At 67.5% G+C, this 22,851-nt stretch carries 21 protein-coding genes and 1 pseudogene; 14 read left to right on the forward strand and 8 right to left on the reverse strand.

Translation table 11 applies throughout. From position 1 onward, the window contains the following. Both ACPUER_RS28995 and ACPUER_RS29000 read right to left on the reverse strand, forming a co-directional pair. Positions 1-569, reverse strand: a pseudogene (locus ACPUER_RS28995) (ATP-binding protein); the annotation flags it as partial. Continuing rightward, positions 553-1,278: a response regulator gene (locus ACPUER_RS29000; RefSeq protein ID WP_009693256.1), complete on the reverse strand. Its 726-nt coding sequence runs from the start codon at positions 1,276-1,278 to the stop codon at positions 553-555. The gene ACPUER_RS29000 and the pseudogene ACPUER_RS28995, both read right to left, overlap by 17 nt. Positions 1,279-1,502: 224 nt before the next feature. Here ACPUER_RS29000 and ACPUER_RS29005 point away from each other — a divergent pair, with 224 nt between their 5' ends. Next, positions 1,503-2,051, forward strand: a complete 549-nt coding sequence (locus ACPUER_RS29005) for a periplasmic heavy metal sensor (protein ID WP_425132763.1) — start codon at positions 1,503-1,505, stop codon at positions 2,049-2,051. A gap of 71 nt (positions 2,052-2,122) precedes the next feature. On the opposite strand, the gene ACPUER_RS29010 is transcribed toward ACPUER_RS29005, so the two are convergent. Then, the gene (locus tag ACPUER_RS29010) at positions 2,123-2,818 is read right to left on the reverse strand and encodes a pirin family protein (RefSeq protein ID WP_425132764.1); all 696 of its coding nucleotides are present in this window, start codon (positions 2,816-2,818) and stop codon (positions 2,123-2,125) included. A 373-nt stretch (positions 2,819-3,191) separates the two neighbouring features. Between ACPUER_RS29010 and ACPUER_RS29015 the strand changes: the two genes are divergently transcribed. The 4 genes from ACPUER_RS29015 to ACPUER_RS29030 all read left to right on the forward strand — a co-directional run bounded on the left by ACPUER_RS29015 (position 3,192) and on the right by ACPUER_RS29030 (position 6,401). After that, positions 3,192-3,974, forward strand: a complete 783-nt coding sequence (locus ACPUER_RS29015; RefSeq protein ID WP_143155758.1) for an ABC transporter substrate-binding protein — start codon at positions 3,192-3,194, stop codon at positions 3,972-3,974. Positions 3,975-4,203: 229 nt separating this feature from the next. After that, positions 4,204-4,893: an ABC transporter permease gene (locus ACPUER_RS29020; protein WP_034184766.1), complete on the forward strand. Its 690-nt coding sequence runs from the start codon at positions 4,204-4,206 to the stop codon at positions 4,891-4,893. After that, a complete protein-coding gene (locus ACPUER_RS29025; RefSeq protein ID WP_034184765.1) occupies positions 4,890-5,603 on the forward strand; it encodes an ABC transporter permease in 714 nt (237 codons plus the stop codon). The genes ACPUER_RS29020 and ACPUER_RS29025 overlap by 4 nt, the downstream gene beginning before the upstream one ends. Before the next feature lie 18 nt (positions 5,604-5,621). Then, the gene (locus ACPUER_RS29030) at positions 5,622-6,401 is read left to right on the forward strand and encodes an ABC transporter ATP-binding protein (RefSeq protein ID WP_175962812.1); all 780 of its coding nucleotides are present in this window, start codon (positions 5,622-5,624) and stop codon (positions 6,399-6,401) included. Between the two features lie 63 nt (positions 6,402-6,464). Here ACPUER_RS29030 and ACPUER_RS29035 read toward each other — a convergent pair whose 3' ends face one another. Next, positions 6,465-6,962 carry a GNAT family N-acetyltransferase gene (locus ACPUER_RS29035; protein WP_072440889.1) on the reverse strand — a complete coding sequence of 166 codons (498 nt, stop codon included), beginning with the start codon at positions 6,960-6,962 and terminating at the stop codon, positions 6,465-6,467. A gap of 133 nt (positions 6,963-7,095) precedes the next feature. On the opposite strand from ACPUER_RS29035, the gene ACPUER_RS29040 reads away from it, so the two are divergent. Both ACPUER_RS29040 and ACPUER_RS29045 read left to right on the forward strand, forming a co-directional pair. Then, positions 7,096-8,022, forward strand: coding sequence for a LysR family transcriptional regulator (locus tag ACPUER_RS29040; RefSeq protein ID WP_425132777.1), 927 nt, complete (start codon positions 7,096-7,098; stop codon positions 8,020-8,022). A gap of 556 nt (positions 8,023-8,578) precedes the next feature. Next, on the forward strand, positions 8,579-9,664 hold the full coding sequence (locus tag ACPUER_RS29045; RefSeq protein WP_425132765.1) for a porin: 1,086 nt from the start codon (positions 8,579-8,581) through the stop codon (positions 9,662-9,664). Between the two features lie 140 nt (positions 9,665-9,804). Here the strand turns inward: ACPUER_RS29045 and ACPUER_RS29050 are convergent, their stop codons facing one another. Together ACPUER_RS29050 and ACPUER_RS29055 are read right to left on the reverse strand one after the other, a co-directional pair. Further along, complete coding sequence (locus ACPUER_RS29050) at positions 9,805-10,143, reverse strand: P-II family nitrogen regulator (protein ID WP_006398637.1); 339 nt, start codon at positions 10,141-10,143, stop codon at positions 9,805-9,807. A 77-nt stretch (positions 10,144-10,220) separates the two neighbouring features. Continuing rightward, a complete protein-coding gene (locus ACPUER_RS29055; protein WP_425132766.1) occupies positions 10,221-11,942 on the reverse strand; it encodes an NAD+ synthase in 1,722 nt (573 codons plus the stop codon). A 108-nt stretch (positions 11,943-12,050) separates the two neighbouring features. Here ACPUER_RS29055 and ACPUER_RS29060 point away from each other — a divergent pair, with 108 nt between their 5' ends. Further along, the gene (locus ACPUER_RS29060) at positions 12,051-13,229 is read left to right on the forward strand and encodes a GNAT family N-acetyltransferase (protein WP_310138889.1); all 1,179 of its coding nucleotides are present in this window, start codon (positions 12,051-12,053) and stop codon (positions 13,227-13,229) included. Positions 13,230-13,324: 95 nt separating this feature from the next. Here the strand turns inward: ACPUER_RS29060 and ACPUER_RS29065 are convergent, their stop codons facing one another. Further along, positions 13,325-15,583, reverse strand: a complete 2,259-nt coding sequence (locus ACPUER_RS29065) for a glycoside hydrolase family 3 C-terminal domain-containing protein (protein ID WP_425132767.1) — start codon at positions 15,581-15,583, stop codon at positions 13,325-13,327. Positions 15,584-15,734: 151 nt separating this feature from the next. On the opposite strand from ACPUER_RS29065, the gene ACPUER_RS29070 reads away from it, so the two are divergent. Then, positions 15,735-16,769: a helix-turn-helix domain-containing protein gene (locus ACPUER_RS29070; RefSeq protein ID WP_425132768.1), complete on the forward strand. Its 1,035-nt coding sequence runs from the start codon at positions 15,735-15,737 to the stop codon at positions 16,767-16,769. A gap of 49 nt (positions 16,770-16,818) precedes the next feature. Then, positions 16,819-17,730, forward strand: a complete 912-nt coding sequence (locus ACPUER_RS29075; protein ID WP_425132769.1) for a GIY-YIG nuclease family protein — start codon at positions 16,819-16,821, stop codon at positions 17,728-17,730. Positions 17,731-17,785: 55 nt separating this feature from the next. Here ACPUER_RS29075 and ppa read toward each other — a convergent pair whose 3' ends face one another. Beyond that, the gene (ppa, locus tag ACPUER_RS29080; protein ID WP_034178734.1) at positions 17,786-18,313 is read right to left on the reverse strand and encodes an inorganic diphosphatase; all 528 of its coding nucleotides are present in this window, start codon (positions 18,311-18,313) and stop codon (positions 17,786-17,788) included. A gap of 192 nt (positions 18,314-18,505) precedes the next feature. On the opposite strand from ppa, the gene ACPUER_RS29085 reads away from it, so the two are divergent. From ACPUER_RS29085 to ACPUER_RS29100, 4 genes are all read left to right on the forward strand, one after another. Beyond that, on the forward strand, positions 18,506-19,945 hold the full coding sequence (locus tag ACPUER_RS29085; RefSeq protein ID WP_425132770.1) for an aldehyde dehydrogenase family protein: 1,440 nt from the start codon (positions 18,506-18,508) through the stop codon (positions 19,943-19,945). Between the two features lie 84 nt (positions 19,946-20,029). Then, positions 20,030-20,788 (forward strand): SDR family oxidoreductase, encoded by a 759-nt coding sequence (locus tag ACPUER_RS29090; RefSeq protein ID WP_175962803.1) that lies wholly within the window; start codon positions 20,030-20,032, stop codon positions 20,786-20,788. Positions 20,789-21,063: 275 nt separating this feature from the next. Beyond that, positions 21,064-22,368: an MFS transporter gene (locus ACPUER_RS29095; protein ID WP_175962802.1), complete on the forward strand. Its 1,305-nt coding sequence runs from the start codon at positions 21,064-21,066 to the stop codon at positions 22,366-22,368. A gap of 40 nt (positions 22,369-22,408) precedes the next feature. Further along, positions 22,409-22,774, forward strand: coding sequence for a DUF4180 domain-containing protein (locus ACPUER_RS29100; RefSeq protein WP_425132771.1), 366 nt, complete (start codon positions 22,409-22,411; stop codon positions 22,772-22,774). The last annotated feature ends 77 nt before the right edge of the window (positions 22,775-22,851 follow it).

A 22,851-nucleotide genomic window follows, 5' to 3' on the forward strand; every position in this document is an offset into this window, starting at 1 on the left:
GGCACCGGCTGCCCGCGGCCGAAGCGCGCGACCGCGCGCGCGAGCGAGCGCAGCGGCTGCTGCAGCTGCCAGGCCGCGAACAGCGCGGCGATCACGCCGGCCGAGAAGATCGTGCCAAGCCACAACAGCATCCGGTCCAGCGAGCGCGGCGGACGCAGCGGCTGCACGGGCACCACGATCCAGTTGCGGTCGGTCGGCTCCTTGACCCACAGCACCGGCGGATGGCCCGGCGCGCCGATCTCGACTCGCGTGCCGGGCGGCATCCGCTCGCTGACATCGTCGCGGAACCGCTTGAGCGCCGCCGGCAGGTTCGACAGATCGCCGTTCGGCACGTCGGCGCTGTCCGGCGTCACGAGCCGCACGCGCGACGGCAACGGCTGGTCAGGCGTGCGTTCGACGTGCTGGCGCACCGCGTCGACCAGGAACGCGGCCTCCTCGACCGCGTAGCGCGTCTGCATCTGGTTGCGCTCGAGCCGCATCGCGAAAAACCACGCGAAGTGCGACAGGAGCAGGACGCCGACGACGAGCAGCGCGAGCCGCCCGAACAGCGAATCAATGGGTTTGCGCATGGGCCTCGCCGTCGGGCACGAACACGTAGCCGCGCCCGCGGACCGTCTGGATGAAGCGCGGCGTCGACGGATCCGTTTCGAGGATGCGGCGCAGGCGCCACACCTGGACGTCGATGCCGCGGTCGGTGCCGTCGTACTCGGGCCCGTGCAGCAGCTCGAGCAGCCGCTCGCGCGTGAGCGTGCGCAGCGCATGGTTCACGAAGATCTTCAGCAGCGCGAATTCGCTGCTCGACAGCGTCGCCGGCTTGCCGTCGACCGACAGCGTGCGCGCCTGGAAGTCGAGCACGAAGCGACCGAACGCGAACGGTTCGCGCTGTTCGGGCGCGGCCGCCGACGGCGTCGCGCGGCGGCGGCGCAGCACGGCCTGCACGCGCGCGAGCAGCTCGCGCGGGTTGAACGGCTTGCCGAGGTAGTCGTCCGCGCCGAGTTCGAGCCCGACGATGCGGTCGACGTCGTCCGCACGCGCGGTCAGCATGATCACGGGAATGTCGTCGCCGGCCGCGCGCAACTGGCGCAGCGCGGTCAGGCCGTCCACGCCCGGCATCATCAGGTCCAGCACGATCAGGTCGGGCCGCTCGCGCTCGAGACGCTTCTCGAGCGTCGCCGCGTCGTGCAGCACGGACACTTCCATCCCCTGGCGCACGAGATAGTCGCGCAGCAGGTCTCGGAGTTCTTGGTCGTCGTCGACGATGAGGATCTGGGTAGTCATGGCTCGAAGTTTACCGCGCGAGGGCGGAGTCGAAGAACGAAACAAAGGGATGAAAGGGTTACTGCGGGTTACCGCGCAAGGGAACTGTAATGCGCGGTAACCGGGCTGCCGCCCCACGTAACACCGGCCGGGGCCGGCATCGCTAACCTGCGTCTTACCGGATGCGGTACGCGGCTTTCCCCGTATCGCATCGCCGGACCCTCTGGATACAAGGAGTTTCTGAAATGTATAAGAAGACTTCCCGCGTGGCCATCGCGGCCGCCACTGTGCTCGCCCTCGCATTCGGCACCGCGCATGCCGCGCAGCCCACCGACATGCCGCCGCCGGGCGGCCCCGGCATGCACCAGATGCACGGGCACGACGGCGGCCCGTTCGGCGCAATCATGAAACTGCACGACCAGCTGAAGCTCAACGCGTCGCAGGAACAGCAATGGCAGACGGCCGTCAACACGATGAAGCAGAACCGTGATGCGATGCGCAAGAGCCACGAGCAGATGCGCGAGCAGTTCAAGGCGCAGCAGAACCAGCCGATCCTCGACCTGAACGCGATGCACGCCGCGCGCCAGCAGGCCGAACAGCAGAACACGCAACTGCGCGAGCAGACGTCCGCCGCGTGGCTCGCGTTCTACAACGGACTGAACGACCAGCAGAAGACCACGGTCAGCACGGCGCTCAAGCAGCAGTACGCGCAGATGCAGCAGCGCCACGAGAAGATGAAGGAGCGCTGGGAACAGCATCGCGCGGCCAAGGGCGCGTCGGCGCCGGCGCAGTAAGCCGGCAGGCCGCTCCGCGGAGCGGCGCCGAAGGGGGCGCGGGCACCGGCCCGCGTCCCCTTTTTTTTGTTTCACGCGACGTCGAACAGCAGCACCTCGGCCGCGCGGCCGCGCGCGAACGTGACCGCGTCCACGCCGCCGATGCCCGCGCCATCGCCCGCCGCCAGCGCGCGGCCGTTGATCTCCACCTCGCCGCGCGCCACATGCGCGTAAACGCGGCGGCCGGCCGGCACGTCGAACGCCGCCCGCTCGTCCCCGTCGATCCATCCCGCGAAGATTCGCGCATCCGCGCGCACCGGCAGCGAGCCGTCGTCGCCGTCCGGCGACGCGACGAGCCGCAGCCGGCCGCGTTTCTCGTCGTCGGCAAAGCGCGTGTGCGCATAGCCGGGCCGGCCGCCCGGCCCGGCCGCTGCGAGCCGGATCCGCAGCAGGCGCAGCGGCCGGTCGCGCGACGCGTTGGTTTCGCTCAGCAGGATGCCCGTGCCGGCGCTCGTGCGCTGCACGCCGCCCGCGCGGACGATCGCGCCGCTGCCCAGGCTGTCGCGGTACGCAAGCGTGCCGTCGAGCACGTAGGTGACGATTTCCGCATCGCGGTACGGACGCATGCCGAAACCGCGGGTCGGCGCGATGCACTCCTCGCTCAGTTCGCGCAGCGCGCCGAACGCCGGCGCGCCGCCGCGACCGGCGGCGCCGGGAAAGCTGTGATGGGATTCGTGCCAGCCGTGGCTGCGCTGGTCGCGATCGGCGGCACGACGGATCTGGAACATGGGGCGGGCACTCCGGGAGGCGGGGTCTCTTTTCGGGTTTACCTCCACTGTAGGGGCGCGCCGACGGCGCCACAATCCGCCGCCCGCGCACCGCATCGTTGCACCCGCACATTCAATTGCCGAAATATTCGTTGCGAATACCGCGATTGTCGCAACAGCCGAATCGAAGAATCGAAGAATCGATCGATCGCGCCGGATTGCCGTTTTCCGGGTATCGCGTTCGGGTAAAATACCGCCCTTTTGGCGTTCGCCCGTCCGGCGGCCGCCATCGCCAGAACGCCGATCGGCGAATTTTGGCCGTCTAGAATACGCCGCGGCGCCCGGTCCGACCGGCCGCGAGCGCCCCCGGAAAGTCAGCAACAGAAGGATGGAAATGAAGAAGGCCGCCCTGTGCGCCGCCCTCGCCCTCGTGGCGGGCAGCGCCTTCGCGAAGGAGTGGAAGACCGTGCGGATCGGCGTCGATGCCAGCTACCCGCCGTTCGAGTCGACCGCGCCGAGCGGCGAGATCGTCGGTTTCGACGTCGATCTCACCAAGGAGATCTGCAAGCGGATCAACGTGAAATGCGTGTGGGTGGCGCAGGACCTCGACGGGATCATCCCGGCGCTGAAGGCGAAGAAGTACGACGTCATCGTGTCGTCGCTGACCGTCACGGACAAGCGCCGCGAGCAGATCGACTTCTCCGACAAGGTGTACGACGCACCGGCGCGGATGATCGCAAAGACCGGCTCGCCGCTGCTGCCGACGGTCGCGTCGCTGAAAGGCAAGCGCGTCGGCGTCGAGCAGGGCTCGACGCAGGAAACCTACGCGAAGGCGTACTGGGAACCGCAGGGCGTGACAGTCATTCCTTACCAGAATCAGGACCAGGTCTATACCGATCTCGGCTCGGGCCGCCTCGACGCGACGCTGCAGGACGAACTGCAGGCCGACTACGGCTTCCTGCGCACGCCGCGCGGCAAGGGCTTCGCATTCGCCGGGCCGGAAGTGAAGGATCCGAAAACGATCGGCGACGGCACCGCGATCGGCCTGCGCAAGGAAGATACGGACCTGAAGCTCAAGATCAACAACGCGCTGGCCGACATGCACAAGGACGGTACGTACGACCGGCTGTCGCACAAGTACTTCTCGTTCAGCGTCTATTCGGCTTCGGCCCGCTGAGCGCCGACAAGAAGAAGCAACGGATGCGGGGGCGGCCCTGCGTCCGGGCAGTACAGGCAGTCAACCACGCGCCGCCCGCCCCCTTGCCCGCCGCTCGCGCGACGGGCTGGCCCGGCACCGTTGCCGGGGCGGACGGTCATGATACGCACGGGGCGTTCCGCGCAGCTTGGCGGGCGCGTCTTTCGCGGCGCACCGCGTGCGCCCTCAGGGACCACACCAGGGACCACATATGTTTCTACAAGGTTACGGCCCGCTGATCCTCGCAGGCACCTGGCAAACCGTCAAACTGGCGGTGCTTTCGCTTGCGCTGTCGTTCCTGCTGGGTCTGCTCGGCGCGGGTGCGAAGCTGTCGCGCAATCGCGTGACGCACGGCATCGGCACCGTCTACACGACGCTGATCCGCGGCGTGCCCGACCTCGTGCTGATGCTGCTGCTGTTCTACAGCCTGCAGATCTGGCTGAACATCGCGACCGACGCGCTCGGCTGGGACCAGATCGACATCGACCCGTTCCTCGCCGGCGTGCTCGTGCTCGGCTTCATCTACGGCGCGTACTTCACCGAGACGTTCCGCGGCGCGTTCCTGTCGGTGCCGCGCGGCCAGCTCGAGGCCGGCAGCGCGTACGGGATGACGAACTGGCAGGTGTTCACGCGGATCATGTTCCCGCAGATGATGCGCTTCGCGCTGCCGGGCATCGGCAACAACTGGCAGGTGCTCGTGAAGTCGACCGCGCTCGTGTCGATCATCGGCCTGGCCGACGTCGTGAAGGCGTCGCAGGACGCCGGCAAGGGCACGCTGCGGTTCTTCTTCTTCACGCTGATCGCGGGAGCGGTCTACCTCGCCATCACGACGATCTCGAACTTCGTGCTGATGTGGCTCGAAAAGCGCTACTCGACCGGTGTCCGCAAGGCTGACCTATGATCGAACTCATCCAAGAATACTGGCGCAACTATCTCTACACCGACGGCTATCGCATCACCGGCGTCGCGATCACGCTGTGGCTGCTGGTCGTGTCGATCGGCCTCGGCTTCTGCCTGTCGGTACCGCTCGCGGTCGCGCGCGTATCGAAGAGGAAGTGGCTGTCGAGCGCCGTGTGGCTCTATACGTACGTGTTCCGCGGCACGCCGCTCTACGTGCAGCTGCTGCTCTGCTACACGGGCCTCTACAGCCTGCAGGCCGTGCGCGGCACGCCGATGCTCGACGCGTTCTTCCGCGACGGGATGCACTGCACGCTGCTCGCGTTCACGCTGAACACCTGCGCGTACACCACCGAGATCTTCGCGGGCGCGATCAAGGCGACGTCGTACGGCGAGATCGAAGCCGCGCGCGCGTATGGGATGACGCCGTTCACGATGTATCGCCGCGTGATCCTGCCGTCGGCGCTGCGCCGCGCGCTGCCGCTGTACAGCAACGAAGTGATCCTGATGCTGCACGCGACGACGGTGGCGTTCACCGCGACCGTGCCGGACATCCTGAAGATCGCGCGCGACGTGAACTCGGCCACCTACATGTCGTTCCACGCGTTCGGCATCGCCGCCCTGCTCTACCTCGTGATCTCGTTCGCGCTCGTGTGGCTGTTCCGCCAGGCCGAGCGCCGCTGGCTCGCGTATCTGCGCCCGCAAGGCAAGTAAGTTTCCGCAGGACTATTGATGAATTCCCAGACCCAGAAGCTTTTCGTCGACGATCTCCACAAACGCTACGGCAGCAACGAGGTGCTCAAGGGCGTGTCGCTGAAGGCGAACGCCGGCGACGTGATCAGCGTGATCGGCTCGTCCGGCTCCGGCAAGAGCACGATGCTCCGCTGCGTCAACTTCCTCGAACAGCCGAACGCCGGCCGCATCTTCGTCGACGGCGAGGAAGTGCGCACCGCCCTCGACAAGGCCGGCGCGCTGCGCGCGGCCGATCCGAAGCAGTTGCAGCGCGTGCGTACCAAGCTGTCGATGGTGTTCCAGCACTTTAATCTCTGGTCGCACATGAACGTGCTCGAGAACGTGATGGAAGCACCGGTGAACGTGCTCGGCATCCCGAAGAAGGAAGCCGAGGATCGCGCGCGCGAATATCTCGAGAAGGTCGGCCTCGCGCCGCGCGTCGAGAAGCAGTATCCGTCGCACCTGTCGGGCGGCCAGCAGCAGCGCGTCGCGATCGCGCGCGCGCTGGCGATGCACCCGGACGTGATGCTGTTCGACGAGCCGACGTCGGCGCTCGACCCGGAGCTGGTGGGCGAAGTGCTGAAGGTGATGCAGAAGCTCGCCGAGGAAGGCCGCACGATGATCGTCGTCACGCACGAGATGGGCTTTGCGCGCAACGTGTCGAACCACGTGATGTTCCTGCACCAGGGCCGCGTCGAGGAAGAAGGCGTGCCGGCAGAGGTGTTTGCCAACCCGAAGAGCGAACGCCTGCGCGGGTTCCTGTCGGGCAGCCTCAAGTAACGCACGTAACGTACGCAACGCACGACGTGCGAACGGGCGCCCCGCGGGGCGCCCGTTTTGCGTTTACGCGGCGCTCACCGGCGCGCCGTCGGCGAACGCGCGCAGTTCGTCGCCCGCGAGCCGGTAACGCACCCATTCGCTCTGCGGCGCGGCGCCGACGCTCTCGTAGAAACGGATCGCCGGCTCGTTCCAGTCGAGCACGCTCCATTCGAATCGCCCGCAGCCCGATTCGACCGCGATCCGCGCGAGCGCCTTCAGCAGCCGCAACCCGGCGCCCGCGCCGCGAAAGCGCGGCGACACGTACAGATCCTCGAGATACAGCCCCTGCCGGGCAAGCCAGGTCGAATACGAGAAGAAATACACGGCGAAGCCGGCCGGCTCGCCGTCGACCTCGCACACCAGCGCGCGCGCCGGCGACCCTTCGCCGAACAGGCTGCGCTCGAGCGACGCGGGTGTCGCGATCACTTCGTGCTCCGCCTTCTCGTAGACGGCCAGCTCGGTAATGAAACGCAGGATCAGCGGCACGTCGGCGACGGTGGCAGTACGGATGTCGATTTGCACGGGTTGAGCCCTCCTCCGGCCCGGACTTGAAACGGAAAACGGCGCCGCGCAGCCGCGCTGGCGCCGATCAGACCGTCATGCTACGTTCATGCCATGCCTGCAGGAAGTGCAGTTTCTTCATCTTGACCTGAACATGATGCATCCCGACCTGCGCCGTCTCGACCTGAACCTGCTGCTCGCGTTCGACGCGCTGTACCGCCACCGGTCGGTCGCCGCGGCCGCGCACGAGCTTGCAATGAGCCCGTCCGCACTGAGCCACGCGCTCGCGCGGCTGCGCGACGCGATCGGCGACGCGCTGTTCGTGCGCCTCGGCAACGAGATGCAGCCGACCGTGCGCGCCGACGACATCGCCACGTGGGCCGGCGACGCGCTCGACGCGATGTCGAAGGGGCTCGCCCGCGCGCGCCGCTTCGATCCCGCGCAAAGCGATCGCACGTTCGTGTTCGCCGCGACCGACTACACGGCATTCGCGGTGCTGCCGGCGTTCCTCGCGCGCATCCAGCACGTCGCGCCGCGGCTGCGGATCCGCGTCGTGCATTCCGACCGGAAGATTTCCGTCGACGAGCTGGCGGCCGGCCGCATCGATTTCGCGCTCGGCTACCACGAGGAATCGACGGCCGACGCGCCGGGTATCGAGGATTTCGACTGGTTCTCCGACGACTACGTCGTGATCGCAAGCGCCGCGCATCCGGACATCCACCGGCGGCTGACGCTCGACCAGTACCTGGCGGCCCGCCACGTAGTCGTCACGCCGTGGAACGAAGCGCGCGGCGTCGTCGACTACGTGCTCGACCGGCTCGGCCTCGCGCGGCAGGTCGCCGTGCAGTTGCCGACCGTGCTCGCCGCGCCGTTCGTGATCGCGGAATCCGCACTCCTGATGACCGTGCCGAACCGCGCCGCGCAGGCGCTGCGGCACGCGGCGCCGATCCGCATCTTCCCCGCGCCGTTCGAAATCCCTCGCTACACGCTGAAGGTCTACTCGCACGCGAAGCATGCGCGCACCGATGCGCACCGCTGGATTCGCGCGCAGCTGCTCGACGCACGGCCGGGCCCGGGCTGAACTCGATACGCCGCAGCCGCACGCCTTATGCGGCGGGCGTTGCAGGCACGGACAGCGGCATCCGGCGGCCGCCGAATCATTACGAAACACTTACCGATTTCACGTCTTTCGCGCTTACGCCCGCGCCTCTGCAACGTCAATAGTGGCAATCCTTGACCCATGTACGCGGAATTCATGTCTCCCTTGCGGGACAAGGGTTTTCCGGTAATTGCGAACCCCTATGCCACCCGTTGCGCACTGTGTTGCATGGCAAATTGGCGACAGGTGTTAGTCAAACAACGATTTCCATCGCCACAAAATTGTATTTTTGCTAAATTAGTAACCAAAGTAGCAAAACGAAGTTCGTGAAATGTAGTTTAGCTTCACGACACAACAAGGAGACCCCGCAGGCCGACCCGGCTGCGCGGGACCGCTCAACGGTTTTCCGTCTGCTTGCCCGCGTGCCGCGCTTACCGGCCCTGCACGAGGTCTCCCTGGTTATCCCGCTTTTGCCCGGCGCTCGCGCTCCGGGCATCTCGTGCAGTCTGGGTTGACTTTTTGACAGGGTATGGAGGAGATGATGAAGAAAGCTTTGGTCGCGGCCGCGCTGATGGCTGCTGGGGTGGTGACGGCGCACGCGCAGAGCAGCGTCACGCTGTATGGCCGTCTGGATGCCGGCATCGAGTACTTGAACGGCCTGCAAAACGGCCACCAAGTACGCGCGGAAAGCGGCGACTGGGGCACGAGCCTGTGGGGCTTGAAGGGCAGCGAGGACATCGGCGGCGGCAACAAGGTCCTGTTCCACCTCGAAGGCGCGTTCAACACGATGAACGGCGGCCTCGGTACGTCCGGCTCGATCTGGGATCGTTTCGCGACGGTCGGCATCTCGAACGACCGCTACGGTACGCTGCTGTTCGGTCGCGAACTCGCGATCGCGAACGGCGTGTGGGACTTCGATCCGCTGGGCCAGTCGAGCTGGTCGTCGGCATCGCTCGTGCGCGGCCGCAACTGGAACAAGACCAGCAACAACGTGTCGTACCAGTCGCCGCAGCTCTACGGCTTCGACTTCTACGGCCAGTTCGCATTCTCGAACTCCACCAGCTTCAACGGCAACACTGATTCGACGAAGGACGGTCGCGCTGCCGGTGCGCAGATCACCTACACGAACTCGCTGTTCCAGTTGCGCGGCATCTATGATGAAGTGCGCGACGCCAACGGCAGGTTCTCCGACGTCTTCAAATACTCGCGTGAATACTTCGCGGGCGTGAACGTGTTCCTCGGCCAGTTCAAGCTGCAGGCCGCCTACCAGTCGTCGCACGCGGATGGCAGCGGCGGCCCGCCCGAGAACGCCGGCATCACCGGCACCCAGCAGGTCTGGGGCGGCGTGACGTGGCAGGCCACGCCGGCGGCGGCGCTGATCGCGGCCGTGTATCACGTGAACGCGAACCACGGCGGCGGCAACGCGAACATCTACACGGTCGGCGGCACGTACAACATCTCGAAGCGCACGCTGTTCGACGTGCAGGTCGCGACGGTGCGCAACAGCTCGACGGCCAACTTCGGCCTGAACGCCAACGGCGCGGGCACGGCCGTGTCGACCGGCAACCCGCATCCGGGCGGCAGCCAGACCGGCGTCTACGCCGGCATCCAGCACCTGTTCTGATCAGGCGCCGTCCAAAGAACGATTCGGCAACACTTTCCACGCTGCTGCGAGAGGCGCGTATCGGTGCGGTACCCAACCGGGTATCGCACCGTTTTTTATTGGCGGGCCGGTTTCGCACGGCCCACTGACGAATACGGTGCTCAGACGGCCGCTTCGTTCTCTTCGCCGGTACGGATGCGGATCACGCGTTCGACGTCCGACACGAAGATCTTGCCGTCGCCGATCTTGCCGGTGCGCGCCGCGCCGATCACCGCGTCGATCACCTGGTCGACCTGCGCTTCCGCGACGACCACCTCGATCTTCATCTTCGGCAGGAAGTCGACGACATATTCGGCGCCGCGATACAGCTCGGTATGCCCCTTCTGGCGACCGAAGCCCTTCACTTCCGTCACGGTCAGGCCCGTGAGACCCACTTCGGCGAGCGCTTCGCGGACTTCGTCCAGCTTGAACGGCTTGATGATGGCTGTGATGCGTTTCATGATGGTTGTCCCTCAATGCTCGTTTGGATGAAAAATCGCGATCCCGATTGTAAGCCGTGCGGTAAGCCGCGCACGGGTCAGTCGAGACGCTCGGTAAAGCGCGACGTGATCGGATAACGCCAGTCGCGCCCGAATGCGCGATGCGTGACGCGGATGCCGATCGGCGCCTGGCGGCGCTTGTATTCGTTGATCTTGATGAGCCGCGTCACGCGTTCGACGTCGGCCTGCGCGTAACCGGCCGCGACGATCTCGGCGAGCGGCCGGTCTTCTTCCATGTACATCCGCATGATCGCGTCGAGCACGTCATACGGCGGCAGGCTGTCCTGGTCGGTCTGGTTCTCGCGCAGCTCGGCCGACGGCGCGCGCGTCAGGATCCGCTCGGGGATCACGTCGCGCAGCCCGTAGTCGGCCGTCTCGTTGCGATAGCGGCAGAGCCGGTACACGAGCGTCTTCGCTATGTCCTTGATCACCGCGAAGCCGCCGGCCATGTCGCCGTACAGCGTGCAGTAGCCGACCGCCATCTCGCTCTTGTTGCCGGTCGTCAGCACGATCGAGCCGAACTTGTTCGACAGCGCCATCAGCAGCGTGCCGCGGATGCGCGCCTGGATGTTCTCCTCGGTCGCGTCTTCCGCGCGGCCCGCGAACTCGCCCGCGAGCGACGCGCGGAACGCGTCGAACATCGGCGCGATCGCGATCTCGTCGTAGCGCACGCCGACGCGCCGCGCCATCTCCGCCGCATCGGTGGTCGAGATGTCGGCCGTGAAGCGCGACGGCATCATCACCGCGCGCACGCGTTCGGGCCCGAGCGCATCGCATGCGACGGCCAGCACCAGCGCCGAATCGACACCGCCCGACAGCCCGACGAGCACGCCGGGAAATCCGTTCTTGCCGATGTAGTCGCGCACGCCGGTCACGAGCGCGCGGTACACCTGCGCATCCGTCGATAGCTCGGGCGCGATCGCGCCGGGCAGCGGCCGCGCGCCGTCGAATTCGACGATCGCGTGCCCTTCGTCGAACTGCGGCATCTTCGCGACGAGCGCGCCCTGCGCGTCGAGCACGAACGAGCCGCCGTCGAACACGAGCTCGTCCTGGCCGCCGACGAGGTTCACGTACACCATCGGCAACCCGGTCTCGCGAATCCGCGCGCGCAGGATGTCGATGCGCACCGCTTCCTTGTTCATGTGGTACGGCGAGCCGTTCGGGATCAGCAGCACCTGCGCGCCGGCCGCCTTCGCGATCTGCGCGGCCGACGCGTGCCACGCGTCCTCGCAGATGATCACGCCGTATTTCACGCCGTTCAGCTCGAATACGAGCGGCTCGGCGTCCGTCGCGAAATAGCGCTTCTCGTCGAACACCTCGGCGTTGGGCAGATCCTGCTTGCGGTAGGTGCCGACGATCTCGCCGCCGACGATCAGCGACACCGCGTTGAAAGTGTCGGTGGGCGGCACGCCGCGCTCGATCGGGCGGTTTGCATTACCATCGACGGCTGGCGCAAGCGGAGCGCCGCCCGGCGGATCGCCGCCCACGCCGCGCAACGGATGGCCGACCAGCACCGCGAGCCCGTCGAACGCCTTCAGCGCGTCGGCGAGCGAGTCGAGCGCGGCGGCGGCGGCCGCGTAGAACGCGGGCCGCAGCAGCAGGTCTTCCGGCGGATAGCCGGACAGCGCGAGTTCGGGCGCGACCATCAGGTGCGCACCATCGTTGTGCGCGGCGCGCGCGGCTGCGACGATGCGCGCGACGTTGCCGGCGAAATCGCCGACGGTGACGTTGATCTGGGCGAGAGCGAGTCGGGTCTTCATGACGGGATCGGCGCAGCCCGGCGGCGCGCCCTGAACGGCTGACGAAATCGACCGGGCGCGGGCCACGGCGGCACGCATCCGGCAACATCCAACGGTACGGATTCACGCTTGAAACACGAACGCATCGATTATCGCACGGGCATCCTGTCGTCCCCCGCGGAGGTGCCGGCCGAAGAATGGAACGCGCTGCTCGCGCGCGACGCGCAGCCGACGCCGTTCCTGCGCCACGAATTCCTCGACGCGCTGCACGTCGCGCGCTGCGCGGTCGACGACACCGGCTGGTCGCCGCACTTCGTCACGCTGACCGATGCGGGCACCGGCCGCCTCGTTGCCGCCGCGCCCGTCTACGCGAAGCAGCATTCGTACGGCGAATACGTGTTCGACTGGGCATGGGCCGACGCGTACCAGCGCAACGACCTGCCCTACTACCCGAAGCTGCTGTGCGCGGTGCCGTTCACGCCGGTGCAGGGCACGCGCCTGCTCGCGGCCGACGACGACGCGCGCCGCCGGCTCGCGGCCACGCTGCTCGCATTCGCCGAGCAGAGCGACGTGTCGTCGCTGCACGTGCTGTTCCCGACTGGCGACGAAGCGCGGCTCCTCGAATCGATGGGGATGATGCTGCGCGAAGGCGTGCAGTTTCACTGGATCAACGACGGCTACCGCCACTTCGACGATTTCCTCGCCACGCTCGAGCAGAAGAAGCGCAAGAACATCCGCGCGGAACGGCGCAAGGTGCACGATGCGGGCGTGACGTTCCGGCGGCTGACCGGCGACCGGATCACCGACGCCGACTGGCGCTTCTTCTCGCGCTGCTACCGGCAGACCTACCGCGAACACTTTTCGAGCCCGTACCTGAACCTCGACTTCTTCCGCACGATCGGCGCGACGATGCCCGAGAACCTGCTGCTCGTGATCGCGGAAGCCGACGGCAAACCGATCGCGAGTGCGCTCGCCATCTATCGGCGCGGCGAGCACGGCGGCGGCACGCTGTACGGCCGCTACTGGGGCGCGATCGAGCACGTGCCCTGCCTGCATTTCGAAACGGCCTACTATCAGCTGCTCGAATTCTGCATCGAGGCCGGGCTCGATACGTTCGAAGGCGGTGCGCAAGGCGAGCACAAGCTCGCGCGCGGTTTCCTGCCGACCGTCACGCACTCCGCGCACTGGCTCGCGCACCCCGCGTTCTCGGATGCGGTCGCGCGCTTTCTCGAACGCGAGACCGAGCATATCCACGCGTACGTCGACGAACTGCGCGAACACGATCCGTTCCGGCGCGGCACCGAGTAGCGCGAGTCGGCTCGTGCGCCGCCCGCATCGGGCGAATTCGGCGCAGGGCCGGCCGGGGCGCCGCCCCGGGCCTGCCCTGCACATGATGCGGCCGGTCAGCGCGCCGCGAGCGACACCGACTGCGACAGCGCCTGCGGATCGCGCGACGACGCGGCGGCCGTGAGCGTATAGCTGCCCGCGCTCACCCGCCATGCATGCGTGCCTACGTCCCAGGTCGCAAACCGCTGCGCCGGCACCACGACGCTGACCGTGCGCACTTCGCCCGGCTGCAGCGCAACCTTGGTCCAGCCGACGAGCCGCTTCGGCGGTTCGCCGAGCGATGAGGGCAGCGCCGCATAGATCTGCACCGTCTGCACGCCGGCCCGCGCGCCCGTGTTCGTCACCGTCACGCCAACAGTCACGTTGCCCGATGCGTCGGCCCGCGTGGTCATTCCGGAGAGCGCATATGTCGTGTACGACAGCCCGTAGCCGAACGGGAACAGCGGCTCGATCCCCTTCGCGTCGAACCAGCGATAACCGTACGCAAGGCCTTCCGCATAGACCGACTGCTGGCTCGCCGGGTCGATCGCCCGTTGCGGCAGGTCGGCCTCCTGCTTCGGGAACGTCAGCGGCAGCCGGCCCGACGGGTTCGCGTCGCCGAACAGCAGGTCCGCGATCGCCTGGCCGCCCTGCACGCCCGGATACCACGCGTCGAGCACGCCGTGCACGTTCGCGAGCCACGGCATCAGCACGGGGCTGCCGTTCTCGAGCACGACGATCGTGCGCTTCGCCTTCGCCGCGACCGCCGAGATCAGCGCGTTCTGGTCGTACTGCTGGTTGTACGGATCGGCCTTCGCATCGGGCAGCGACAGGCTCGCCAGGTCGAGCCCTTCCGTCTGCCATTGCGTCGCGAACACGATCGCGACATCGGCTTGCGCAGCCGCGGTCGCGGCGGCATTCGCGTCCGTCCCGTCGAGATAGCTGACCGACGCGTTCGGCGCCTTCGCGCGGATCGCTGCGAGCGGCGCGGACTTGTACCAGGTCGCGCAGCCGCCGAACAGCGTGCCGGCCGGCTGCTGGCAGGTCGTCACCGCATTGCCGTCGATCGCCGGCACCGCACCCGAGCCGCCGCCCGACAGCACACCCACGTCAGCACGCCCGCCGATCACGACGACCGACTTGAGCACGCCGGCCGCCAGCGGCAGCACGGGCTGCGCATCGCCGGGCGCGGCCGCGTTCTTCAGCAGCACCGCGGATTGCCGCGCGATCGCGAGCGCATCGGCGTTGCCCGCCGCTTCGTCGATCGCACCGCCCGCCTTCGGCGGCGCGTCCATCACGCCGATGCGGATCAGCGTGCGCAGCCTGCGCTGCACCATGTCGTTCAGCCGCGCGACCGACACGCTGCCGGCCTGCAGCGCCGCGCGCAGCTTCGTATTGAAGTACGAGCCGAGCGGCGCGTTGCCGTCGTCGGCTGCGCCCGGCTGTTCCTCGTCGAGCCCCGCCTGCACGGCCGCGACCGTCGAATGCGTCGCGCCCCAGTCCGACTGCACGACGCCCTTGAAGCCCCACTCGTTCTTCAGCACCGTCGTCAGCAGATACGGGTTCTCGCACGCATACACACCGTTCAGCTTGTTGTACGAGCACATCACGTTGCCCGGCCGGCCGTCCTTCACGCCGATCTCGAACGCGAGCAGTTCGGCCTCGCGCATGGTCCGTTCGTCGACGATCGAATCGACCGTCATCCGGTTGGTTTCCTGGTCGTTGAACGCGAAATGCTTGATCGTCGCGATCACCTTCTGCGCCTGTGTCGCCTGCGTGCGCGCGGCGCTCAGCGTGCCCGCGAGCACCGGATCCTCGCCCATGTATTCGAACGTGCGGCCGTTGCGCGGCTCGCGCGCGAGGTTCACGCCGCCGCCGAGCCCTTCCGCGAAACCGAGCGCGCGCAGTTCGAGCGCGATGCGCTTGCCGTAGGTGCCCGCGAGCGCCGGGTCCCACGTCGCGGCAAGCGCAACCGGCGCGGGCAGCGCGGTCACGCGCGCGTTCTTCACGTTCACGCCGCCCGCCGAATCGGCGCTGCTGACGCCCGGAATGCCGAGCCGCGGCACGCCCGGGATGTAGCTCGCGCCGTTCAGCGCGTCGGCCGGAAACGGGCCGCCCAGGTCGAGCGCGGGCATGCCCGTGCCGTGCACGAGCTGCAGCTTCTCGTCGGTCGTCAGCTGCGCGACGAGCGAGGCCGCGCGCTGGTCGGCAGCGGCATCGGGGTCGGCCGGCGCGACGGGACCTGCGTGAATGTCGTCGCCGCCGCACGACGCGAGCAACACCGTGAGCGCGCACGCGGACGCGATCGTCGAACACCGGAACAGCGAAGTTTTCATTGATCCTCCTGAATCGATCTGTTGTACTTGTCGCCACACTCCAGCGTCCGAGTCTAAAAATCGACCGGTCACGACGCTTGACCGGCAGGAGCATGCGTTGACCTCTCGCAGCGGGGACAAACCCGAACGGCATGACGACAGGGAGACAGACATGGAGTTGCGACAGAAATCGGTATCCGTCCGGATCTACCGCTGGCTGTGCGAAGACGCGCGCGCGAACGGCATCGACATCGCGCCGCTGTACGAGACGCTCGGCATCGGCCCGGCCGAACTGGCCGACGACACGCGCCGCATCGCGGGCGACCGGCACGTCGCCGCGATGCGGCTGACAAGCGGATGGCCGCTGTCCTGGCACCGCTCGCCGCCACAGGCCGTGCCGTGGCTCGTGCCGTTCCCGGAGCTCGCGGGCGTCACGTGCAACGCGGCGACGCTGCGCGACGCGCTGCACGGTTACCTGCACTATCGCGAGCTGATCGGCAACGTCGACTGGATCTTCGCGCACGAGAACGACGATGCGATCGCGCTCGAATACGTGAACGAAGGAGAGGGCCGGCACGCGGGCAGCGCGCTCGCGAACCTCGCGATCCTCGCGGCGCTCGCGCGTCTGTACGATCCGCACGTGCGCGTCGACGACGCGGAATTCGCCGGTCGTGCGTTCGCGCCCGCGGCCGCGCTGCGCGACATGCTCGGCGCGCCGGTGTCGTTCGACGCCGCGCACAACCGCATCGTGCTGCGCTCCGCGCACTTCGACACGCCGTTCGAGCGCTACAACGCGCCGCTCGCCGGCATCCAGCGTCATGCGGCCGACGCCGCGCGCGACCGGGTTCGCGTGCGCTCGACGTTCGGCTCGTCCGTCGAGCAATGCGTGCGCGACTGGCTGCGTACCTCCGACGACGCCGACGTGCCGACCGACACGCTGATGCAGCACGTGTGCACGCGCTTCGCGATGTCGCGCTGGACGCTGCGCCGGCGGCTGCATCGCGAAGCCGTCGGCTTTCACGCGCTCGTCGCGCAGGCGCGGCTCGGCGAGGCGCGCGACCTGCTGCTGAATACGCAATTGCCGATCGGCGAGATCGGCGTGCGCGTCGGCTTCCGGTCCACCAGCGCGTTCACGCGCTTCTTCACGCGCGAACTCGGCGCGGCGCCGAGCCGCTTCCGCGACGGACACGGCGATCGGTGGCGTTGACGCGCAACTTTTCTGAGACACTGGCGGCTTCGCATCCCGCCGCCCTGCCATGTCCTGGTTTCTGTATCTGATCGAATGCGCTGACGACAGCGTCTACACGGGCATCACGACCGACGTCGCCGCGCGCTTCGACGAGCATGCCGCCGGCAAGGGCGCACGCTACACGCGCTCGCGCAAGCCGCGCGCGGTGCTCGCGTCGTTTCCGCTGCCCGACCGGTCGAGCGCGTCGCGCGCCGAATACTGGGTGAAGCGGCTCACGCCCACGCAGAAGCGTGAGCTGGCGGCCGGGTTGCGGACGCTGGAATCGGTGCTGCCGGTTGGTGTGACGGTCGACGGAAGTGGTGAGGTTGCCGGGTTGAAGGTGGGGGCGCGCGGGCGGAAGAAGGTGAAGGCAAAAGCGGAGAACGTCGATAGCGCGACGAAGACGGCTGAAACGGAGCAGCCTGCCGCGAAGACCGCAAAAGCCGCAAAAGCCGAGAAAGCCGAGAAAGCCGAGAAAGCCGAGAAAGCCGAGAAAGCCGAGAAAGCCGAGAAAGCCGAGAAAGCCATCAAGTCTGCGAAAACCGCGAAGACCCGACAAGCCGCCAATGCTCCAAAGGCGGCAAAAGCCGCGCCGATCGCGAAGAACGTGAAGACCGGCGGCGATGCGGTCGTAAAAAAGACCTCGTCGCGCGGCACACCGGCAAAAAAAGACCAACAGGCCGCGTCCCCGTCGTCGAAAAGAAAAACGTCGGCAGCCAGCAGCAAACCCGTCACGAACGGACGCGACGCCGTCGCGCCCGCACCGGTTCGCCGCCGTCCGTCGGCCACGAAATCCGCCGAAACCACCGAAATCTCCGTTGTCCGTCGCCGCGCCAAACGCGCGAAGGACACACCGGATACCGCCACCCCGCCCGCGCCCGCATTGCCTTCCGCACGCAAGAAAACCTCGCGCGCAAAACAAAACCGCGCGGCCTCCTGAGGAGACACGCGCGGTCTGCGTTTCGCACGAACCGGCCATCGGGCCGGCGCGCCGCTTACTTCTTGTAGTTCGCGGCGCCGTCGGTGATTTCCTTGTGCGCGGCTTCGATGCCGGCCCAGCCTTCGACCTTCACCCACTTGCCCTTCTCGAGCGCCTTGTATTGCTCGAAGAAGTGCTTGATCTGGTCCTTCAGGTACTCGGGCACGTCGTCGATCGACTTCAGGTTCGCCGTCATCGGGCAGATCTTGTCGTGCGGCACCGCGACCAGCTTCGCGTCGACGCCCGACTCGTCGGTCATCTGCAGCATGCCGAGCACGCGCGAACGCACGATCGAGCCGGCCAGCAGCGGGAACGGCGTGATCACCAGCACGTCGACCGGATCGCCGTCGCCCGACAGCGTCTGCGGGATGTAGCCGTAGTTCACCGGATAGCGCATGCCCGTGCCGATGAAGCGGTCGACGACGAGGAGGCCCAGCTCCTTGTCCGCCTCGTACTTCACCGGATCGCTTTGCGCGGGAATCTCGATGATCACGTTGAAATCTTGCGGCAGGTCCTTGCCGGCCGGAACATGATTGAAGCTCATGAGCGCTCTCTGTAGGTCGATGGGAATTCGGGACAGGGCGCCGCGGCCGATGCACCGCCGCAGGCGTCCCTCAACGGAATGCGCCATTATAGCCAATCGACCGGTGGCGTCCGGATGACGATCGGCGCGATAATCGTTCCGGATGTCCGGCCGTCGAACCACAAGCGGCGTTGCATGTCGACAGGAGCAGGCATGGAAGAGGCGAAGCACTTCATCGCGGGCGAATGGACGTTGCCCGCGCAACTGGAAACGATCGCGGTCGTCGACCCATCCGACGGCCAGCCGTTCGCGACGATCGCGCGCGGCACCGCGCCCGACATCGAGCGTGCGGTCGCCGCGGCCCGCGATGCGTTCGCAGGCGCATGGGGCGCCGCGAGCGCCGCCGAGCGCGGCCGCGTGCTGATGCGGCTGTCGGCGCGCGTGGCCGATTCCATCGAGGAACTCGCGGCGATCGAGGCGCGCGACACCGGCAAGCCGCTGAAGCAGGCGCGCGCCGACGCGGCCGCGCTCGCGCGCTACTTCGAGTTCTATGCAGGCGCCGCCGACAAGCTGCACGGCGAAACCCTCCCCTATCAGGCCGGCTATACGGTGCTGACGGTGCGCGAGCCGCACGGCGTCACGGGCCACATCGTGCCGTGGAACTACCCGATGCAGATCTTCGGGCGCAGCGTCGGCGCGGCGCTCGCGGCCGGCAACGCTTGCGTCGTCAAGCCGGCCGAGGATGCGTGCCTGTCGCTGCTGCGCGTCGCCGAGCTGGCCGCCGAAGCCGGGCTGCCGGCCGGTGCGCTCAACATCGTCACCGGCTACGGCCATGAAGCCGGCGCCGCGCTCGCGCGCCATCCGGGCATCGATCACATCTCGTTTACGGGTTCGCCGGCCACCGGCAAGCTGGTCACGCAGATGGCGGCCGAGAACCACGTGCCGGTCACGCTCGAACTCGGCGGCAAGTCGCCGCAGATCGTGTTCGCCGATGCCGATCTCGAAGCGGCGCTTCCCGTGCTCGTGTCGGCGATCGTGCAGAACGGCGGCCAGACCTGCTCGGCCGGCAGCCGCGTGCTGGTCGAGCGTGCGGTCTACGAGCCGCTCCTCGAGCGCCTCGCCATCGCGTTCAACGGGCTGCGCGTCGGCCCGAGCCGCGCCGACCTCGACTGCGGCCCGCTGATCAACGCGAAGCAGCAGCAGCGCGTGTGGGATTTCCTGTCCGACGCGCAGCACGACGGCATTCCGATGGCCGCGCACGGGCAGGTCGTCGCCGACGCGCCCGAAAGCGGCTTCTACCAGGCACCCGCGCTGTTGCGCGACGTGCCGCCGTCGCACCGGCTCGCGCAGGAGGAAGTGTTCGGCCCCGTGCTCGCTGCGATGCGCTTCGTCGACGAAGACGAAGCCGTCGCACTCGCGAACGGCACGCCGTACGGCCTCGTCGCGGGCATCTGGACGCGCGACGGCGCGCGCCAGATGCGCGTCGCGCGGCGCCTGCGCGCGGGCCAGGTGTTCATCAACAACTATGGCGCGGGCGGCGGCGTCGAACTGCCGTTCGGCGGCGTCGGCCACTCGGGTCACGGCCGCGAAAAAGGCTTCGAGGCGCTGTACGGCTTTACCGCACTGAAGACGATCGCGATCCGGCACGGCTGAACGCGCGGCACGCGAAACGCGGCCGGCAGCGGCCGGCCGCACGCGCAACACGACGACTCTCATAACCAGCACAGGAGACACACCATGCGGTTGAGCGGCAAAACGGCAATCGTCACGGGCGGCGGCTCGGGTTTCGGCGAAGGCATCGCGAAGACGTATGCGCGCGAAGGCGCGAACGTCGTCGTCAACGACCTGAACGGCGCGGCGGCCGAGCGCGTCGCGAGCGAGATCGCGCTCGCGGGCGGCAAGGCGATCGCGGTCGCGGGCGACGTGTCGAAGCAGGACGACTGGCACGCGCTGCTGCAGGCCGCGCTCGACGATTTCCATTCGGTGCAGATCGTCGTGAACAACGCAGGCACCACGCACCGCAACAAGCCGGTGCTCGACGTGACTGAAGCCGAGTTCGACCGCGTGTACGCGGTCAACATGAAGAGCCTGTTCTGGTGCGTGCAGACCTTCGTTCCGTACTTCCGCGCACAGGGCGGCGGCGTGTTCGTGAACGTCGCGTCGACGGCCGGCGTGCGGCCGCGCCCGGGCCTCGTCTGGTACAACAGCACGAAGGGCGCGATGATCACCGCGAGCAAGTCGCTCGCGGCCGAACTCGGCGCCGACCGCATCCGCGTGAACTGCATCAATCCCGTGCTCGGGGAAACGGCCCTGATGACCGAGTTCATGGGCTGCGAGGACACGCCCGACAACCGCAGCCGCTTCCTCGCGACGATCCCGCTCGGCCGCTTCTCGACCCCGCAGGACATCGCGAACGCGGCGCTTTACCTCGCGTCCGACGAGGCCGAATTCATCACGGGCGTCTGCCTCGAAGTCGACGGCGGACGCTGCATCTAGCCGCACCGGGCTGTTCGCGTGCCGCGTCGGGATTCACCGGCCGGCACGGCATTCATGTATTGCTTCGCACGAAACCGGATCGGGTGCCGATGTATCGGCCCCGGTCAACCATAAAAACCGCAAAGCATGGGATCCAAGTAAGCGCTAAAGCGCCAACTTGGGTCGACCGCATAGCATGGGATCCAAGTAAGCGCTAAAGCGCCAACTTGGGTCGACCGCATAGCATGGGACCCAAGTAAGCGCTAAAGCGCCAACTTGGGTCGACAGGAGACAACATGGCAACATCGACGCAATCGCTGCCGGGCTCGTCCGGCGCATTCGAGGAAGCAACCTACCGGAAGGTGTCGTGGCGGCTCACGCCGCTCCTGCTGCTGTGCTACGTGGTCGCGTATCTCGACCGCGTGAACGTCGGGTTCGCAAAGCTGCAGATGGCGAGCGACCTGAACCTGAGCGATACCGTCTACGGGCTCGGCGCCGGGATCTTCTTCTTCGGCTATTTCCTCTTCGAGGTGCCGAGCAACATCATCCTGCACAAGGTCGGCGCGCGCGTATGGATCGCACGCATCATGGCGACGTGGGGCGTGATCTCGATCCTGACGATGTTCGTCACGACGCCCACGATGTTCTACGTGATGCGCTTCCTGCTCGGGCTCGCCGAAGCCGGCTTCTTCCCCGGCGTGATCCTCTACCTCACCTACTGGTATCCCGCACACCGGCGCGGCCGGATGACGACCTTCTTCATGACGGCAGTCGCTTTGTCCGGCGTGATCGGCGGGCCGCTGTCGGGCTTCATCCTGAAGGCGTTCGACGGCATCAGCGGCTGGCACGGCTGGCAATGGCTGTTCCTGCTGGAAGGCATCCCGTCGGTGCTGGTCGGCGTGCTCGTGTTCTTCAAGCTCGACGACCGGATCGCGAAGGCGAACTGGCTGACCGACGACGAAAAGGCGCTGCTCGCGCGCAACGTCGATGCGGAGGAAGCGACGAAGGAAGACCTGCCGCTCGGCGCCGTGATGTCGAGCCCGCGCGTGTGGCTGATGGCGCTGATCTACTTCTCGTTCGTGATGGGGCTCTACGGCGTCGGCTTCTGGCTGCCGACGATCATCAAGGCGACGGGCGTCACCGACACGTTCGCGATCGGCCTGCTGTCGGCGATTCCGTATGCGGCTGCGGTGGTCGCGATGATCCTGATCGCGCGCAGCGCGGACAAGCGCCGCGAGCGCCGCTGGCACCTCGCGATTCCGGCCGCGATCGGTGCGCTGGGGCTCGTGCTGTCGGTGGTCTGGGCGCACCAGACCGCGCTCGCGATGCTCGGCCTCACGCTCGCGACGATCGGCATCCTGACGACGCTGCCGCTGTTCTGGAGCCTGCCGACCGCGTTCCTCGGCGGTGCGGCCGCCGCGGCCGGCATCGCGATGATCAACTCGATCGGCAACCTCGCGGGCTTCCTGAGCCCCTACCTGATGGGCTGGCTCAAGCAGGCGACGGGCGTCAACGATGCGGGCATGTACATGCTCGCGGGGTTCCTCGTGCTCGGCGGGCTGCTCGCACTGTCGGTGCCGAAGCGGCTGGTCGACAAGTGATGCGCGGGGCATGACGATCATGTCGACGGAGCCAACCCTCATGCCCCACCGAATCGTTCAGGCGGCCGACAGCCGCGTACTGGTCCTGGATCCTTCCGCCGGCCGCGTGCAGCGGGAAAGCGATGCGCTCGACCTCGTCGCGCTCGCGCACGAGCATGAAGCCGACTGGGTCGCGGTCCCCGCCGACGCGCTGCACGACGACTTCTACCGGCTCGACAGCGGACTGGCCGGCGCGGTGCTGCAGAAACTCGTCAACTACGGCGTGCGGCTCGGCGTGGTCGGCGACATCGACCGCTGGCTCGCGCGCAGCGACGCGCTACGCGCGCTCGTTCGCGAGTCCAATCGCGGGAAATCGGTGTGGTTCGTCGCGAACGAGGGCGACCTGCTGCGCAGGCTCGGCGCGTAACGTATAACGCGTCCGGCACCGGCGCGCAGCGGACAAGAAAATGCCCCGAAGGCCATCCGGCGTTCGGGGCATGTTGC

It is taken from the genome of Burkholderia sp. DN3021 (assembly GCF_049805555.1).
GTDB lineage: Bacteria > Pseudomonadota > Gammaproteobacteria > Burkholderiales > Burkholderiaceae > Burkholderia > Burkholderia pyrrocinia_C.

What these genes read in the sequence shown, in the direction of transcription:
- ACPUER_RS29055 (WP_425132766.1), bottom strand. Translation starts at nt 11,942, where the DNA reads ATGAAGACCCGACTCGCTCTCGCCCAGATCAACGTCACCGTCGGCGAT.
- ACPUER_RS29050 (WP_006398637.1), bottom strand. Translation starts at nt 10,143, where the DNA reads ATGAAACGCATCACAGCCATCATCAAGCCGTTCAAGCTGGACGAAGTC.
- ACPUER_RS29000 (WP_009693256.1), bottom strand. Translation starts at nt 1,278, where the DNA reads ATGACTACCCAGATCCTCATCGTCGACGACGACCAAGAACTCCGAGAC.
- ACPUER_RS29090 (WP_175962803.1), top strand. Translation starts at nt 20,030, where the DNA reads ATGCGGTTGAGCGGCAAAACGGCAATCGTCACGGGCGGCGGCTCGGGT.
- ACPUER_RS29005 (WP_425132763.1), top strand. Translation starts at nt 1,503, where the DNA reads ATGTATAAGAAGACTTCCCGCGTGGCCATCGCGGCCGCCACTGTGCTC.
- ACPUER_RS29100 (WP_425132771.1), top strand. Translation starts at nt 22,409, where the DNA reads ATGCCCCACCGAATCGTTCAGGCGGCCGACAGCCGCGTACTGGTCCTG.
- ACPUER_RS29085 (WP_425132770.1), top strand. Translation starts at nt 18,506, where the DNA reads ATGGAAGAGGCGAAGCACTTCATCGCGGGCGAATGGACGTTGCCCGCG.
- ACPUER_RS29015 (WP_143155758.1), top strand. Translation starts at nt 3,192, where the DNA reads ATGAAGAAGGCCGCCCTGTGCGCCGCCCTCGCCCTCGTGGCGGGCAGC.
- ACPUER_RS29065 (WP_425132767.1), bottom strand. Translation starts at nt 15,583, where the DNA reads ATGAAAACTTCGCTGTTCCGGTGTTCGACGATCGCGTCCGCGTGCGCG.
- ACPUER_RS29010 (WP_425132764.1), bottom strand. Translation starts at nt 2,818, where the DNA reads ATGTTCCAGATCCGTCGTGCCGCCGATCGCGACCAGCGCAGCCACGGC.
- ACPUER_RS29025 (WP_034184765.1), top strand. Translation starts at nt 4,890, where the DNA reads ATGATCGAACTCATCCAAGAATACTGGCGCAACTATCTCTACACCGAC.
- ACPUER_RS29045 (WP_425132765.1), top strand. Translation starts at nt 8,579, where the DNA reads ATGATGAAGAAAGCTTTGGTCGCGGCCGCGCTGATGGCTGCTGGGGTG.
- ACPUER_RS29095 (WP_175962802.1), top strand. Translation starts at nt 21,064, where the DNA reads ATGGCAACATCGACGCAATCGCTGCCGGGCTCGTCCGGCGCATTCGAG.
- ACPUER_RS29020 (WP_034184766.1), top strand. Translation starts at nt 4,204, where the DNA reads ATGTTTCTACAAGGTTACGGCCCGCTGATCCTCGCAGGCACCTGGCAA.
- ACPUER_RS29040 (WP_425132777.1), top strand. Translation starts at nt 7,096, where the DNA reads ATGATGCATCCCGACCTGCGCCGTCTCGACCTGAACCTGCTGCTCGCG.
- ppa (WP_034178734.1), bottom strand. Translation starts at nt 18,313, where the DNA reads ATGAGCTTCAATCATGTTCCGGCCGGCAAGGACCTGCCGCAAGATTTC.
- ACPUER_RS29075 (WP_425132769.1), top strand. Translation starts at nt 16,819, where the DNA reads ATGTCCTGGTTTCTGTATCTGATCGAATGCGCTGACGACAGCGTCTAC.
- ACPUER_RS29030 (WP_175962812.1), top strand. Translation starts at nt 5,622, where the DNA reads ATGAATTCCCAGACCCAGAAGCTTTTCGTCGACGATCTCCACAAACGC.
- ACPUER_RS29070 (WP_425132768.1), top strand. Translation starts at nt 15,735, where the DNA reads ATGGAGTTGCGACAGAAATCGGTATCCGTCCGGATCTACCGCTGGCTG.